The following is a 14,610-nucleotide window of genomic DNA, read 5'->3' on the forward strand; positions in this document are numbered from 1 at the left end:
CGGCGCCAGCCTTACCTCGGACGAACCGACCATCTAGTGCTGCAGGCTCGCGCGGAGCCGCTCGAGCAGGCTGAGCGCGGAGTCGGCGATGACCGTGCCGGGCAGGAACACCTCGGCAGCGCCCATCTCCTTCAGCGTCGGCACGTCGTCGGGCGGGATGACGCCACCCATGACGACCATGACGTCCTCGCCGCCGAGCTCGGCCAACGCCTTCTTCAGCTCCGGCAGGAGCGTCAGGTGGCCCGCCGCGAGGCTCGAGACGCCGACGATGTGCACGTCGGCGTCCACGGCCTGCTGCGCGACCTCCTCGGGCGTGGAGAACAGCGGTCCGACGTCGACGTCGAAGCCCATGTCGGCGAACGCCGTGACGATGACCTTCTGGCCGCGGTCGTGGCCGTCCTGGCCCATCTTGGCCACGAGGATGCGCGGGCGTCGACCCTCGGCCTTCTCGAACGCCTCGGTGGCGTCGATGACCTTCTGGACGTTGCCGCCCTGGCCCGCCTCGGTCCGGTACACACCGGAGATCGTACGGATGACGGCCTGGTGGCGCCCGTAGACCTTCTCGAGCGCGTAGGAGATCTCGCCGACCGTCGCCTTCGCGCGGGCCGCGTCGACGGCCAGGGCGAGCAGGTTGCCGTCGAGCGAGCCGTCGCGGCTGGCGCCACGCTCGGCGCTGGCCGTCAGGGCGTCGAGCGCGCGCTCGACCTCCTGCGGGTCGCGCTCGGCGCGCAGTCGCTCGAGCTTCGCCACCTGCTGGGCGTAGACCGACGCGTTGTCGACCTTGAGCACGTCGAGCGGGTCCTCGTCGGCGAGGCGGTAGGTGTTGACGCCGATGACGGCCTGCTGGCCGGAGTCGATGCGTGCCTGCGTGCGGGCGGCCGCCTCCTCGACGCGCATCTTGGGGATGCCCGCCTCGATGGCCTTGGCCATGCCGCCGGCCTTCTCGACCTCCTGGATGTGCGCCCAGGCGCGGTTCGCGAGGTCGTGCGTCAGCTTCTCGACGTAGTAGGAGCCGCCCCACGGGTCGATGACGCCGGTGGTGCCCGACTCCTGCTGCAGCAGCAGCTGCGTGTTGCGGGCGATCCGCGCGCTGAAGTCCGTCGGCAGCGCGATCGCCTCGTCGAGCGCGTTCGTGTGCAGGCTCTGGGTGTGGCCCTGCGTGGCCGCCATCGCCTCGATGCACGTGCGCTGGACGTTGTTGAACACGTCCTGCGCGGTGAGGCTCCAGCCCGACGTCTGGCTGTGCGTGCGCAGGCTGAGGCTCTTGGGGTTCTTCGGGTCGAAGTCGCGCACGAGCCGGGCCCACAGGGCACGGGCGGCGCGCATCTTCGCAATCTCCATGTAGAAGTTCATGCCGATGGCCCAGAAGAAGCTGAGCCGCGGCGCGAACGCGTCGATGTCGAGGCCGACGTCGAGCCCGGCGCGGATGTACTCCACACCGTCGGCGAGCGTGTAGGCGAGCTCGAGGTCGTTCGTCGCCCCGGCCTCCTGGATGTGGTACCCGGAGATGGAGATGGAGTTGAACCGCGGCATCTTCGCCGCCGTGTACGCGAAGATGTCGGAGATGATCCGCATCGACGGCGCCGGCGGGTAGATGTAGGTGTTGCGGACCATGAACTCCTTGAGGATGTCGTTCTGGATGGTCCCCGAGAGCTGCTCCGGCGTCACCCCCTGCTCCTCGGCCGCCACGATGTAGAGCGCGAGCACCGGGAGCACCGCGCCGTTCATGGTCATCGAGACGCTCATCTCGTCGAGCGGGATGCCGTCGAAGAGCTGGCGGGCGTCGTAGATCGAGTCGATCGCGACGCCGGCCATGCCGACGTCGCCCTTCACGCGCGGGTGGTCGGAGTCGTAGCCGCGGTGCGTCGCGAGGTCGAAGGCGACCGAGAGGCCCTTTTGGCCGGCGGCGAGGTTGCGGCGGTAGAACGCGTTCGACTCCTCGGCGGTCGAGAACCCGGCGTACTGGCGGATCGTCCACGGCTGGGTCGTGTACATGGCCGGGTAGGGACCGCGCAGGAACGGCGCGAGGCCCGGGTAGGTGTCGAGCGCGTCGACGTCGGCGAGGTCGTCGGCGGTGTAGAGGTTCTTGACCGCGATGCCCTCGGGGGCGTCCCACGGCTCGGCGCCGTCGACCGCGGCCGCGTACGCGGCGGGGTCGGGCGTGGTGGGCTCGTCGGGGTCCAGCGGCAGTCCGGCGAACGAGGCGGGGATCGTCATGCCGTCACTTCCTCTCGGGTGCGGCGTAGGAAGGCCAGGGCGTCGAGCCCGACCGCGCAGGAGTCGTCCACGTCGGCGTCGACGCTCTCGGGCTTGCCGGCGAGCACCACGTGGCGCGCGCCGGCCTCGCGCAGGGCCGCGACGAGGTCGCCACCCCACTCGGCGTACAGCGGGTCGGGGCCCGCGAGGCAGACGACGGCGGGGGCGTCGGCCTGCCGGTAGGCCTCGACGACGGCCTCGACGCCGTCGGTCGCGCCGGCGGTGACGGTGTCGATGCCGCCGGCGGCGAACAGGTTCGCGGCGAAGGTCGCGCGCGCGGTGTGCTGCGCGACGCGGCCGAGGGTCGCGAGGAAGACGGGCTGCGCGGCGCGGTCGTCGCGCATGGCCTCGAACTCGCGGGCGTACCGCAGCACCGGCTGGGTGCGGCCGTACGGGCGCCGCTGCGGCAGCTCCTCGTGCAGGTTCGGGAACTCCGAGACGCCCGTGACGGGACGCTTGCGGCGGGCGATGTCGAGGGCGCGGTCGGAGACCGTCTGCTCGACCTTGGGCCACAGGACCTCCAGCGCCGCGACGAGACCACCGTCGGACGCGGCGGCGTCGAGCTCGCCGAACAGCTCCCAGGCGGAGCGGGCGAGGTCGTCGGTGAGCTTCTCGACGGCGTGCGAGCCGCCGGCGGGGTCGGTCACCCGCGCCACGTGCGACTCGCTGATGAGCAGGCTGGACGTGTTGCGCGCGATGCGCCGGCTGAACGCCTCGGGCAGGCCGAGCGGCTCGTCGAACGGCAGCACGGTCACGCTCGTGGCACCGCCGACGCCGGCGGCGAACGTCGCCACGCAGGTGCGCAGCATGTTCACGTACGGGTCGTAGGAGGCCATCATCGGCCGCGACGTGACCACGTGCTGACGCTGGCCGCGTCCGGTCTCGGCGACACCGCTCAGCTCGAGGAGCCGGGCCCAGGTGCGGCGGGCGGCGCGCAGCTTCGCGATGGTCGGGAACTGCTCGTCGGTGGCGGCGAGCCGCACGTCGAGCTGGTCGGCGGCGGCGTCGACGTCGAGGCCGGCCTCGACGAGCAGCCGCAGGTAGGCGGCACCGGCGAGCAGGCTGTAGGCGAGCTCCTGCACGTCGGACGCGCCGGCGTCGTGCACGGCGGTGGCGTCGACGACGATGCCGCGCGCGCCGCGACGCTGCGCGAGGTGCGCCACCTCGACGGCCACCGCGGGGTCGGTGACCGCGCCCTCCAGGCCGATGCCCAGCACGGTGCGGGCGTGCGCGCCGAGCGGGTCGGCGCCGTAGCTGGTGCCGGGCGCGGGCGCCACGGCCTTGTCGTCGAGCACGGCGTCGAGCGCCTGGGCGGCGGCGAGCGGGTCGGTCGGGTCCTCCACCACGACGGGCGCGAGGTCGACGAAGACCGGCTCCAGGACGCGGGCGAGCGCGCTGGTCGGGACGGCGCCGTCGCCCACGCTGAGCCACAGCGAGTTGGCACCGTTCTCGAGGTCGGTGACGACCTGCTCGGCGGTGACGTCGGGGTCGGGGTCGGTGAACCAGGCCCGCACGTCCCAGCCGTCGAGCTCGCGGGTCGCCGCGCTGCCGCGCGTGAACGGCGCCTGGCCCGGGAGACCGGTCTCCGGCAGGTCGGCCGTGAGGGCCGGGGTGCCCAGCGGGGTCACGCCGATGCCGTCGAGCGTGCGGCGGGTCAGCAGACCCCACACGTCGGCGTCGGGGGCGTCGTCGGCGAGCTTCTTGGTCTTGCGCAGGACAGCAGCGGTGGCCTTCTCCCAGGCGGCGACGTCGGGGGCGACACCGTCGGCGAGGGGGACAGCGACCGTTGCCTCGGGGCCCACGCCGGAGCCGAGGTCGGATGCCATAGGGGGCATCGTAGGGCGGGCGTGTGAGCCCGGCCACCTCATGTGACGAACCCGACGGTGGCGGGCTGGAGCAGCCCTGGGAGGGCTGAGAGGATGGGGTGGTGAAGATCCCCGCCAGGTTGCTGCCCCAGGACGGACGATTCGGTTCGGGCCCCTCGAAGGTCCGCCCCGAGGCCCTCGCGGCGCTCGCCGCGACGGGGTCGTCGCTGCTCGGCACGTCGCACCGGGCGGCGCCGGTGAAGAACGTGGTCGCCTCCGTGCGACGTGGTCTGGGCGACCTGCTCGAGCTGCCCGACGGCTACGAGGTCGTGCTCGGCCTCGGCGGCTCCCACGCCTTCTTCGACGCCGCCGTGCACGGCCTGGTCGAGCGTCGCAGCCAGCACCTGGTGCACGGCGAGTTCAGCCGCAAGTTCGCGACGGCCGCCGCGCGGGCCCCGTTCCTGCAGGACCCCGACGTGCTCGAGTCGGCGCCGTCGACGCACCCCCTCCCCCGCGCGAACCCCGACGTCGACGTGTACGCCTGGGCCCACAACGAGACCTCGACGGGCGTCATGGTGCCGGTCGAGCGCGTGCCCGACGCCGACCCCGACGCCCTCGTCCTCGTCGACGCGACGTCGGCGGCCGGTGGCCTGTCGGTCGACGTCGCGCAGACCGACGTGTACTACTTCGCGCCGCAGAAGTCGTTCGCCTCCGACGGCGGGCTGTGGATCGCGGTCATGTCGCCCGCCGCCGTCGAGCGTGCGGAGCGCATCGCCGCCTCGGGCCGCTACGTGCCCGCCTTCCTCGACCTCCCCACCGCGATCGAGAACTCGCGCAAGGACCAGACGTACAACACGCCCGCCGTCGCCACGCTCGTGCTGCTCGACGAGCAGGTGCGCTGGCTGAACGAGCAGGGCGGCATGGACTTCGCGGCACGGCGCGTGCGCGACTCCAGCGCGCGGCTGTACGAGTGGGCCGAGGCCTCGACGTTCGCGTCGCCGTTCGTCACCGCCCCCACCGAACGCTCGTTCGTCGTGGGCACGATCGACCTCGACGCGTCGGTCTCGCAGAAGGACCTCACGGGCGTCCTCCGCGAGAACGGCGTCGTCGACCTCGACGGCTACCGGGGCCTCGGTCGCAACCAGCTCCGCGTCGGCATGTTCCCCGCCGTCGAGCCCGACGACGTCAGCGCCCTCACCGCCTGCATCGACTGGGTCGTCGAGCGCCTCTGACGAGCCCCCCGCACCCGAGCCTGTTTGCGTGGGGCCCCACGCAAACCAGCTCCGCCCCACGCAAACATCGCCCGCATCTGCGTGTTTGCGTGGGGCCCCACGCAAACGCGCACCGGACGGAGGGGTGGGTCAGGGGGCGACGACGGTGGCGCCGCGGTGCAGCTCGCGGTGCTCCTCGTAGATGCGGGCGTTGCGGTGCAACCCTTCGACCTCCGCGTCGCTGAGCTCACGGCGCACCTTGGCGGGTACGCCCGCGACGAGCGAACGGGGCGGCACCTGCATGCCGGCGGTCACGAGGGCTCCGGCAGCCACCAGCGACTCGCTGCCGATGACGGCCCCGTTCATGACGACGGCGCCCATGCCGACGAGACAGTGATCCTCGACCGTGGCGCCGTGCACGACGGCGTTGTGGCCGACCGACACCCCCTCGCCGAGCACCACGGGATGACCGCGGTCGACGTGGAAGGCGCAGCCGTCCTGCACGTTCGAGCGGGGGCCGACCGTGATCGGTTCGTTGTCGGCCCGCAGCACGGCGCCGTACCAGACGCTCGCACCCTCCTCGAGCAGCACGGAGCCCACCAGGGTGGCGTTCGGGGCTACGAAGGCGGTCTCGGCCACGCGCGGACGTCGGTCGTCACCCAGGTCGATCAGCATGACCCCGACCCTAGCCAGCGTGTCAGGTCAGCCAGCGGGTGATCGGGTCGATCGCGAAGTAGATGACGAACAGCGCCGTCACGACCCACATGAGGGGATGGATGGACGCGATCCGGCCACGCGTCACCCGCAGCACGACCCAGGCGATGAAGCCGGCGCCGATGCCCGCGGTGATGGAGTAGGTGAACGGCATGAGGACGATGGTGAGGAACGCCGGGATGGCGATGTCGGGATCGTCCCAGCTGATGCCCGTCACCTGCGACATCATGAGGAAGCCGACGAGCACGAGGGCGGGTACGGCGGCCTCGTTCGGGATGTGCTGCACGAGCGGCGCGAAGAACGTGGCCAGAAGGAACAGCACCCCGGTGACGATGCTCGCCAGTCCGGTGCGCGCACCGTCGCCGACGCCCGCCGCTGACTCGATGTAGGACGTGTTCGACGAGACGCCCGCCGCACCGCCGGCGGCCGCCGCGATGGAGTCGACGACGAGGATCCGCTGGGCGCCCTCGGGCGAGCCGCCCTCGTCGTTCAGGCCGGCCTCGGCGCCGATGGCCGTCATCGTGCCCATCGTGTCGAAGAAGTCGGCGAGCAGGAGGGTGAAGACCAGCAGCGACGCCGCGACGACGCCGACGCGCTCGAACGAGCCCAGCAGGGAGAACTGTCCCAGCAGGCTGAAGTCGGGCGTCTGGACGATGGTGTCGGGCAGCGACGGGACGTTGAGGTTCCAGCCCTTGGAGGTGGGATCGCCACCGCCGTCGGGGGTGTCGGTGATCGCCTGCACGACACCGGCGAGCACGGTGGTCGCAAGGATGCCGATGAGGATCGCGCCGGGCACGCCGCGCGCGTGGAGCGCGATCATGAGCAGCAGGCCGAGGCAGAAGACGAGCACGGGCCAACCGGCCAGCTCGCCGCCGATGCCGAGCCCGATCGGCGGCGCGGCGTTGCCGGTGGTGCGCACGAACCCGGCGTCGACGAGGCCGATGAGCGTGATGAAGAGCCCGATGCCGACGGCGATGGCTGTCTTGAGCTGCGCGGGGACGGCGTCGAAGACCGCCTTCCGGAAGCCGGTCAGCACGAGCAGGAGGATGACGAGACCCTCGATGACGACGAGGCCCATCGCGTCGGCCCACGTCATCTGCGACGCGACGGAGTAGGCGACGAAGGCGTTCAGGCCGAGGCCGGTGGCGATCGCGAGCGGGAAGTTCGCGACCGCGCCCATGAGGATGCTCAGCACGCCGGCGGCGAGGGCCGTGCACGCGGCGATGGTCGTGAAGCCCGACCCCGGCTCGCTGCCGCCGCCGAGGAAGTTCCCGTCGGCGTCCGGGACCCCGGCCAGGATGATCGGGTTCAGCACGATGATGTAGGCCATCGTGAGGAACGTGACGACCCCGCCACGCACCTCCCGGCCGACGCTGGAGCCGCGGGCGGCGATCTTGAAGTGGCGCTCGAGCACGGTCGTCATGGCCCGCAGCATGCCAGACCGCGGCGTCCGGCCCCGAGCCGTCCCCGTCTCGTGGACGTCCGGTCGCTGGGACCGGCTCAGTCGTCGTCGCGGCGCGTGATCCACACGCCGAACGCGGCGAGCAGCAGGACCGCGAGACCGCCGACGGCCACCGCGAACCAGGGGCGGCCCAGCTCGGTCGGCGCCGGTGCACTGGGCGTCGTCGCGGCGGCGGGCGTCGTCGCCGTGGGCGTAGGGGTGGCCGACGGCACGGCGGCGCCGGCCCGCTCGGCCGAGAAGCCGACGCGCTGCAGCTGCCAGGGGCTGCCCTCGCTGCCGATGAGGTAGGAGCCACCCGACGGCTCGAAGGCGAGCGTCTCGCCCTGGGGCTGCTCGGGCAGCGCCTCGGTGCGCACGAGGGAGAGGTCCGAGGCGTTCAGGACGGCGGCGGCGATGTAGTTGCGGACGACGACGTAGCGGCCGTCGGGGCTGGTCGAGGCGTCGGTCGCCATGAGGAGGGTCGGGTCGCCGACGGGCTCTGGCACGTTGGTGCGCTGCGTCGAGAGCGCGTCCGGGAAGCGGAGCACCTGGCCCGACAGCAGGTCCTTCGTCACGAGCAGGAACCGGCCGTCGCCGTCGACGGCGAGCGACTCGACGTCGTGCGGGCCGTCGGAGTAGCCCACCGGGTAGCGGGTCGAGCGCGCGGCGTGCGTGCCCGGCCCGGGCTCGTCGATGGCGTAGATCGCGGTGTCGCGACGCTGGGCGGAGTTGTCGCCGACGTCGCCGATCCAGAGCTTCCCGTCGTGCAGGGTCATGGCCTCGGTGTCGACCCACGGCGTCCCGCTGACCGTGGTCGTGCCGACGACCTCGCCCGTGGAGATGCGCACCGCGTAGACGACGTCGGCGTTGCCGGAGTCGTTGATGGTGTAGGCCAGGTCGTCGTGCACGGCGCTGACGGCCAGCCCGCTCGACTCCGAGATGCGAGGGTCGCGCACGGTGCTGACCACCCGGGCCGCCGCGGCGGTCTCGTCGTCGGCGCGCGACAGCGTCGCGGGCGCCGGCAGGGCGCCCAGGCTGGAGGGATCCAGCGGGCGGGCGTCGGCGTCGCGCGCGAGCGAGACGACGGCGGCCACGACCAGCAGGACCACGAGGAGGGCCGGGAACAGCAGCCGGCGACGACGGGGGTTCATCGGTTCCATCCTCCCAGCGGCCCGCAGGGGACGCACGGGTGCGGTCCGTCACGGGCCGGCGGGCGCCCGGACGGGAACGCTACCCTGGTCCGGTGAGCGACGAGTCGGAGTGGACGCTGCGCGACGGCGACGGCCCGGAGACGGTCGAGCGCAAGCTCGGGCACCGCGAGCGCGAACGTCTGGAGCGCGCGGCACGCCGCCACGAGCTGGGCCGGCCGGAGGTCACCGAGCTCGAGATCGGCCGCACGACGCACAAGGTCGCCCAGGTCGAGCCGATGGACCTCGACGGCGTCCGCACGATGACGGTCGGCACGATCCTCTGGGGCGTGGTGGCCGTGGCGCTGGTCCCGTTCCTGGGCACGCTCGAGGAGCAGGGCCGCACGTGGTGGCTCTGGACCGCGATCGCCGGCTTCGGCCTCGGCCTGCTCGGCATCGAGTACTGCCGACTGCGTCGCAACGCCCTGCGGCACCAGCCCGGCCGACGCCGCGACGGCTGACGAGAGCCCGACGGGCGGCTAGAGCTCGTCGACGTCGACGGTGTCCCACACCGGCGGCGGCAGCTTCTGCGGACCGGCGGACCGGCTGAGCCGCGCGCCGGAGTGCGCGCCGCAGCCGTGGTCGAGGGCGACGACGCGACCGTCGTCGTTCGCCGAGCCGTTGGCGCACACGCCGAACCGGTCGGAGAGCGGTCCGGCGAGGCTGACGAGGAAGCCGCAGGAGTCGCACGTGCCCGGGGCCTGCTTGGTCATGGGGTTGTCGGGGCCCTGCTCACCGTCGTTCCAGCGCTGCGCAGCGAGGTCGCGCCCCTCGAGGGAGAGCACCCAGGCACGACCCAGGCCGACCTCGCGTGCGAAGGCGCGGTCGACGGTGTCGAGGTGGTCGCCGGCCGACCAGGCGGGCACGAGGCGCGCGTCGTCCTCCTCGGGCGGCAGGACGTCGCCGGGGCTGAGGTCGCCGGGCTTGATGCGGTCGCGGTAGGGCGTCCAGGCGGGCGCGACTACGGCGTCGTCGCCGGGCAGCAGGACGACGTCGTTGACCGTGACCGCGTCGTCCTCGACACCCGCGGACAGGCTGACCGCCCAGGTCCAGCCGCGGTAGCCGGGGCCGGTGCAGGCGAACAGGTGCGTGGCGAGCCGCTCGCCGTCGTCGACGACCCTCAGGTGCTCGCCCACGGCCGACTCGTCGGTGGCCTCGAGCAGGGCGGCGCGGGCCACGTCGTGGGCGGCGCCCAGGGCGGGGTGGGTCGTCATGGCTCGATTGTCCCTCATGGGTCCAGCCGGCCGCCAACCCCCGTGCCCGACACGGGACGAGGCTCACCCGGTCGGGCGGGGCAGGGTGGGGCAGGATGTGGTCATGGCCCCGACGAGCGACGGAGACGATCGCACGCCCGGCCCCGACTGGCCGGGTCCTTCCGGCAGTCGTGCCGCTGGCACGGCCGGCGACCGGGACACGCTCGACGACCTCGGCCCCGACCAGGAGGCACCGACCGGGGCCGACGCCGGCACGCCTCCGCCTCGTCGCGGCGCCAAGGTCGCGTCGGGCCTGCGACGCACCGGGCGCACGGTGGCCCGTGGTGGCGCCGGAGCCGTCGCGGGTGCGCGCCGCTTCACCCACGCCGGTGGCGCGGGCGAGTCGGGCCTGTCGCGTCTGCTCGAGCTGCACGCCTTCAACACCGCCGGCGACGCGGCCGTCGCGGTCTCGCTCGCGGGCACCCTGTTCTTCACCGTGCCGACGGAGCAGGCCAGCGGCCAGGTGGCACTCTTCCTGGTGCTGACGATGCTGCCGTTCGCGTTCGTCGCCCCGCTGATCGGCCCGTTCCTCGACCGGTTCCGTCGCGGCCGGCGGTGGGCCATCGGTGGCACGCTCGCGATCCGCGCGTTCTGCTGCTGGGTGCTCGCCGGGGCCGTGGCCGAAGAGTCGCCCGCGTTCTACCTCGCTGCCCTCGGCTGCCTGGTGGCCTCGAAGGCCTACGGCGTGACCCGCGCGTCGGCCGTCCCCCGGCTGCTCCCCGAGGAGTTCACGCTGGTCAAGGCCAACTCCCGGATCTCGCTCACCGGCACGGCTGCCGCGGCTGTCTCGGCACCGCTCGCCGTGGGTGCCGCCGCGATCGGCGCCGAGTGGTCGCTGCGGTACGCGTTCGTCCTGTTCGTCGTGGGCACCGTGCTCGCGATTCTGCTGCCCGCGCGCGTCGACTCCAGCGAGGGCGAGGAGCAGGTCGACCTGTCCGACCTCAGCGGCCGGCCCGCCAAGCGTGGCATCACGGTCTCGCGCCACGTCGTCGACGCGCTGCGCAGCAACGCCGGGCTCCGGCTCATCACGGGCTTCCTCACCATCTTCATGGCGTTCACGCTGCGCGAGCCGCCCGCCTCGCTGGGGTGGACGGGCAACGCGACGATCCTCATGGGCCTCGTGATCGGGGCCGCCGGCGCCGGCAACACGCTCGGCGTGGTCATCGGCTCGTGGACCCGCTCCCGCAGCCCTCACCGCGTGGTGCTGGTCGTGCTGCTCGTCGACATCGTCGCCTTGGTCGTGGCGGCGGCGTTCTTCCGCTGGCCGGTGGCCGCGCTGCTGGGCCTGACCGTCGGACTCTGCCAGTCGCTCGGCAAGCTCAGCCTCGACGCGCTCATCCAGCGTGACATCGGCGAGGAGGTGCGCACGAGCATGTTCGCGCGCTCCGAGACGCTGCTGCAGCTGTCGTGGGTGATCGGCGGACTCATCGGCATCGGCCTGTTCACGCTCGACGCCGACGTGGCCCTCGCCATGTTCGTGACGGCCGGCGTCGTGGTGGCGTGGGGCGTGTTCGTGCTGCGCCAGGCGCACCTGGCGCGACGTCTCCCGACCGAGCCCGTCGGTCCGGTGCCGCCGCCTGCGCCCTGACGTCAGACGGTGACGAAGCTGCGCATCCCGATCGAGCCCATGTCGATGGAGGCGTTGAAGAAGCGGACCTCCTCCTCGGGGTGCAGCAGGCTGAGCGCCGCGACCATCGGCCGGTAGTGCTCGTCGGTGGGCACGGCGATCCGCGCCTCCCGCCAGGTCCCGTACGGGTCGAGCAGCTGGTCGAGACGACGGTCGGTCAGGGCGGCGGCCGTGTCGGCGTCGAACTGCTCCGCCCAGTCCCACGCCGGCGCTTCCGGCTCCCAGCGGGCGCGGCCGAGCGCGTGCACGATGTTGCCGCTGCCGATGAACAGCACGCCCTGGTCGCGCAGGCGGCGCAGGCGGCCGTACAGCTCGTGCAGCCGCGGCAGCGGCAGGGTGTCGTCGATGCTGATCTGCAGGACGGGGACCTGCGGTGCGGGAGCGAGGTACTTCAGCACCGACCAGGTGCCGTGGTCCAGGCCCCACTGGCTGTCGAGGGCGGCCTCGTACTCCGCGAGGCGATGGGCGAGCACGCGGGCGACCTCGTGGTCGCCGACCGTGTCGTACTGGACGCGCGAGAGCTCCTCCGGGAAGCCGCCGAAGTCGTAGATGACGCGGTTGCGCGGTGCGTCGGTCACGTGCGTGCGCCCCGGCGTCAGCCAGTGCGCGCTCACGACGACGATCGCCTGGGGCTCCGGGAGCCGCTGCCCCTCCACCGTCCACGTGTGGGTGTAGTGGTTCTCGCGGATGGCGTGCATCGGGTTGCCGTGGCCCACGAAGAGCACGGGCATGCGCTCGCTGGGCCGCAGCCGCTGCTCGAGGTCGCTCAGGCGGTGCTCGACCCGTGGGCCCGAGGGAATGGTGGTCACGCGGTGCTCCCGTGCTCAGGTAGTAGATGCTTCAACTACCAGGGTACGCGGCGCGAGCCCCGCGCACCAGGGCCCGGGACTACCCGTCGAGCTCGGTGGCCAGCGCGCGCAGCAGCTGGGCGACCGGCTTGGCGGAGCGGGCGTCGGGGTGACGGCCGTGCCGGTACCCCTCCCCCAGCCCGTCGAGCAGACGGATGAGGTCCTCGACGATCGTCACCATCTCCTCCGGCTTCTTGCGCCGGGCGCGGGCCTGCGTGCGCGAGACGGGAGCCGAGCCCTCGATCACGCGCACCTGGAGCGCCTGGTCGCCGCGCCGGCCCTGCGCCACCCCGAACTCCACGCGCGTGCCCGACTTCAGGGCGGTGACGTCGGCGGGCAGCGCGTCGGAGCGGACGTAGACGTCGCCGCCCTCGTCGCTGCTGATGAAGCCGAAGCCCTTCTCGGTGTCGTACCACTTGACCTTGCCCGTGGGCATGCGCGTGTCCTTCTGTCGGGGGGATCGGAGGGGTGCGGGACCAGCCTAGGGCGTGGTGCCCGGCGGTTCGTCCTCGTCCTTCTCGAAACGAGCCTCGATCACCTGGAAGCCCTTGTGCCGCTGCGCCTTCGCGTAGGCCGTGTAGGCGCGCTCGTCGGCCTCGGTGAGCTCGACGTTGTCGGTGAACGGCGTCAGCAGCGCGCGGGGGTACAGGTGTCGGCGCAGCACCACGTTGAGCTCCAGCGCCATGACGACGAGCACGGCCGCGACGAAGATGAACGCGAGCAGCCCGAGGACCAGCGCGAACGTCTGGTTGACCGTCTGGCTGGCGCGGTTGATCACGCGCGTCACGTAGGAGTTGCCGGCCAGCTGCAGCAGCTGCCAGCCGACGGCGGCGAAGATCGCGCCGGGCAGCACCGAGCGGGTGTGCGCCCGCCCCGCGCTCACCAGGCGGAAGAGACCGACGAAGATCGCGGCGGTGAGCACGAAGCCGGTACCGCGCACGATCCACCCGGTGGCGGGCCCGACGAGTCCCCCGAACGCGTCAGGGTTGGCCAGCACCGACGTCGCGACGGCAAGCACGAGGATGCCGATGCCGGCGATAGCGAGGAAGATCAGGCTCCGCAGCCGCATGAGGAACGGGTTGGCGCGACTGTTGCGCGGGACCGACCACGCGATGTTCGCGGCGTTCTGCGCGGCCTGGCCGAGCCCCATCGCACCGTAGAGGGCCGCGATCGAACCCACGACGATCGCCGTCGTGCTGCCCTGCAGACCCTGCTCGCTGCCGAGCTGGTCGCCGACGATCGGGAACTGGCTCAGCGCCGTGTTCAACAGGCTCTCGCGCAGCTGCGGGTCGCCCTGCAGCACGAAGCCCAGGATCGACGTCGAGATGAGCAGCAGGGGGAACACCGCGACGAACGCGTAGTAGGTGACGATCGCCGCCAGGTAAGGGCCCTGGTCGTCGAAGTACTTGTAGATCACCGCGAGCGGCAGCCCGACGAACCGGTGCCGACGCTGGAAGCGGTCGACCTTGTCGACGGCGCTCATGCCAGCTCGAGGTGCTCTGCCGCGGCCGCGAGCACCGCCGCGAACCGGGGCTCGTCGAGCACGGCGCCCTCGCGACGCACCGCGTCGGGGTCGACGTCGATGAGCCGGTTCACCCGCACCTCGCTGGGTCGGCCCTGCGCGTCCCACGGCCCGGACCCGATGTCGAGCCAGAAGCGACCGTCACGCGCCTCCTGGGCTGCGTCGCGGTCGTGGTCCTTCGACGTGAGCATCAGCCCGACGAGCCGCGCGCCGTCGCGTCCGACGACCAGGACCGGGCGGTCCTTGCCCTGCGCGGGGTCGTCCTCGTACGGCACCCAGGTCCACACGATCTCCCCCGGATCGGGCCGTCCGTCGGGCTTCGGCGCATACGTCAGGTCCACGGCGACAGCCTCCCACACGCCTGCGGCACGGGCCTGACGACGGGATCCGCGGACGGTTCCGCTCGTCGAGTAGTCAGGACGAGCTTGCGAAGCCCTGACGTCGAGACCCCCGGCAACAGATCGGCGCGAGCCAACCCCCGGCGACTGCCTGGAGTGGTCTCGATACGCCTCCGCCAGCTCCTACGTCGCGGCGTCGACTACTCGACCAGCGAAGTCCTCCGCTGGTCGAGTAGCGGCACGCGCGACGAAGGAGCGCCGTGGCCGCGTATCGAGACCACCCGGCAACAGATCAGCGCAAACCAGCCCCCAGCGACACCCCAGAGTGGTCTCGATACGCCCGGAGCACGCTCGTCCCTCGCGGCTCCGCGCTACTCGACCAGCGCGATCGCTGGTCGAGTAGTCAGG

12 protein-coding genes and 1 pseudogene are annotated in these 14,610 nt (G+C 72.5%); 3 read left to right on the top strand and 10 right to left on the bottom strand.

The genetic code is table 11. The annotated features are described in order from the left end of the window. Positions 1 to 33: 33 nt before the first annotated feature. Together scpA and A6Q81_RS07490 are read right to left on the bottom strand one after the other, a co-directional pair. Positions 34 to 2,151: pseudogene (gene scpA, locus A6Q81_RS07485) on the bottom strand (methylmalonyl-CoA mutase); the annotation flags it as partial. Positions 2,152 to 2,213: 62 nt separating this feature from the next. Continuing rightward, positions 2,214 to 4,082, bottom strand: coding sequence for a methylmalonyl-CoA mutase family protein (locus A6Q81_RS07490; RefSeq protein WP_286690051.1), 1,869 nt, complete (start codon positions 4,080 to 4,082; stop codon positions 2,214 to 2,216). Positions 4,083 to 4,183: 101 nt separating this feature from the next. On the opposite strand from A6Q81_RS07490, the gene serC reads away from it, so the two are divergent. After that, a complete protein-coding gene (serC, locus tag A6Q81_RS07495; protein WP_286690052.1) occupies positions 4,184 to 5,293 on the top strand; it encodes a phosphoserine transaminase in 1,110 nt (369 codons plus the stop codon). Positions 5,294 to 5,422: 129 nt separating this feature from the next. Here serC and A6Q81_RS07500 read toward each other — a convergent pair whose 3' ends face one another. From A6Q81_RS07500 to A6Q81_RS07510, 3 genes are all read right to left on the bottom strand, one after another. Further along, positions 5,423 to 5,947 carry a gamma carbonic anhydrase family protein gene (locus tag A6Q81_RS07500; RefSeq protein WP_286690053.1) on the bottom strand — a complete coding sequence of 175 codons (525 nt, stop codon included), beginning with the start codon at positions 5,945 to 5,947 and terminating at the stop codon, positions 5,423 to 5,425. A 22-nt stretch (positions 5,948 to 5,969) separates the two neighbouring features. Continuing rightward, a complete protein-coding gene (locus A6Q81_RS07505; protein ID WP_286690054.1) occupies positions 5,970 to 7,409 on the bottom strand; it encodes an NCS2 family permease in 1,440 nt (479 codons plus the stop codon). Between the two features lie 77 nt (positions 7,410 to 7,486). After that, positions 7,487 to 8,578 (bottom strand): YncE family protein, encoded by a 1,092-nt coding sequence (locus tag A6Q81_RS07510; protein WP_286690055.1) that lies wholly within the window; start codon positions 8,576 to 8,578, stop codon positions 7,487 to 7,489. Between the two features lie 92 nt (positions 8,579 to 8,670). Between A6Q81_RS07510 and A6Q81_RS07515 the strand changes: the two genes are divergently transcribed. Next, on the top strand, positions 8,671 to 9,075 hold the full coding sequence (locus A6Q81_RS07515; RefSeq protein ID WP_236749741.1) for a DUF2530 domain-containing protein: 405 nt from the start codon (positions 8,671 to 8,673) through the stop codon (positions 9,073 to 9,075). Between the two features lie 18 nt (positions 9,076 to 9,093). Here A6Q81_RS07515 and A6Q81_RS07520 read toward each other — a convergent pair whose 3' ends face one another. Then, entirely contained in the window at positions 9,094 to 9,828 is a 735-nt protein-coding gene (locus A6Q81_RS07520) for a DUF3027 domain-containing protein (protein ID WP_253027137.1), read from the bottom strand. Between the two features lie 103 nt (positions 9,829 to 9,931). Between A6Q81_RS07520 and A6Q81_RS07525 the strand changes: the two genes are divergently transcribed. Then, the gene (locus tag A6Q81_RS07525; RefSeq protein ID WP_286690056.1) at positions 9,932 to 11,455 is read left to right on the top strand and encodes an MFS transporter; all 1,524 of its coding nucleotides are present in this window, start codon (positions 9,932 to 9,934) and stop codon (positions 11,453 to 11,455) included. A gap of 2 nt (positions 11,456 to 11,457) precedes the next feature. On the opposite strand, the gene A6Q81_RS07530 is transcribed toward A6Q81_RS07525, so the two are convergent. The 4 genes from A6Q81_RS07530 to A6Q81_RS07545 form a co-directional block, all read right to left on the bottom strand. After that, positions 11,458 to 12,303 (bottom strand): dioxygenase family protein, encoded by an 846-nt coding sequence (locus A6Q81_RS07530; protein ID WP_083516446.1) that lies wholly within the window; start codon positions 12,301 to 12,303, stop codon positions 11,458 to 11,460. Between the two features lie 79 nt (positions 12,304 to 12,382). Continuing rightward, positions 12,383 to 12,778, bottom strand: coding sequence for a cold-shock protein (locus A6Q81_RS07535; protein WP_067859601.1), 396 nt, complete (start codon positions 12,776 to 12,778; stop codon positions 12,383 to 12,385). A 45-nt stretch (positions 12,779 to 12,823) separates the two neighbouring features. Further along, entirely contained in the window at positions 12,824 to 13,825 is a 1,002-nt protein-coding gene (locus A6Q81_RS07540) for a YihY/virulence factor BrkB family protein (protein WP_067859604.1), read from the bottom strand. After that, the gene (locus A6Q81_RS07545) at positions 13,822 to 14,205 is read right to left on the bottom strand and encodes a type II toxin-antitoxin system PemK/MazF family toxin (protein WP_236749742.1); all 384 of its coding nucleotides are present in this window, start codon (positions 14,203 to 14,205) and stop codon (positions 13,822 to 13,824) included. Before A6Q81_RS07545 ends, A6Q81_RS07540 begins: the two co-directional genes overlap by 4 nt. Positions 14,206 to 14,610: the final 405 nt, after the last annotated feature.

It is taken from the genome of Aeromicrobium sp. REDSEA-S38_B2, from assembly GCF_001628525.1.
Classification (GTDB): domain Bacteria; phylum Actinomycetota; class Actinomycetes; order Propionibacteriales; family Nocardioidaceae; genus Aeromicrobium; species Aeromicrobium erythreum.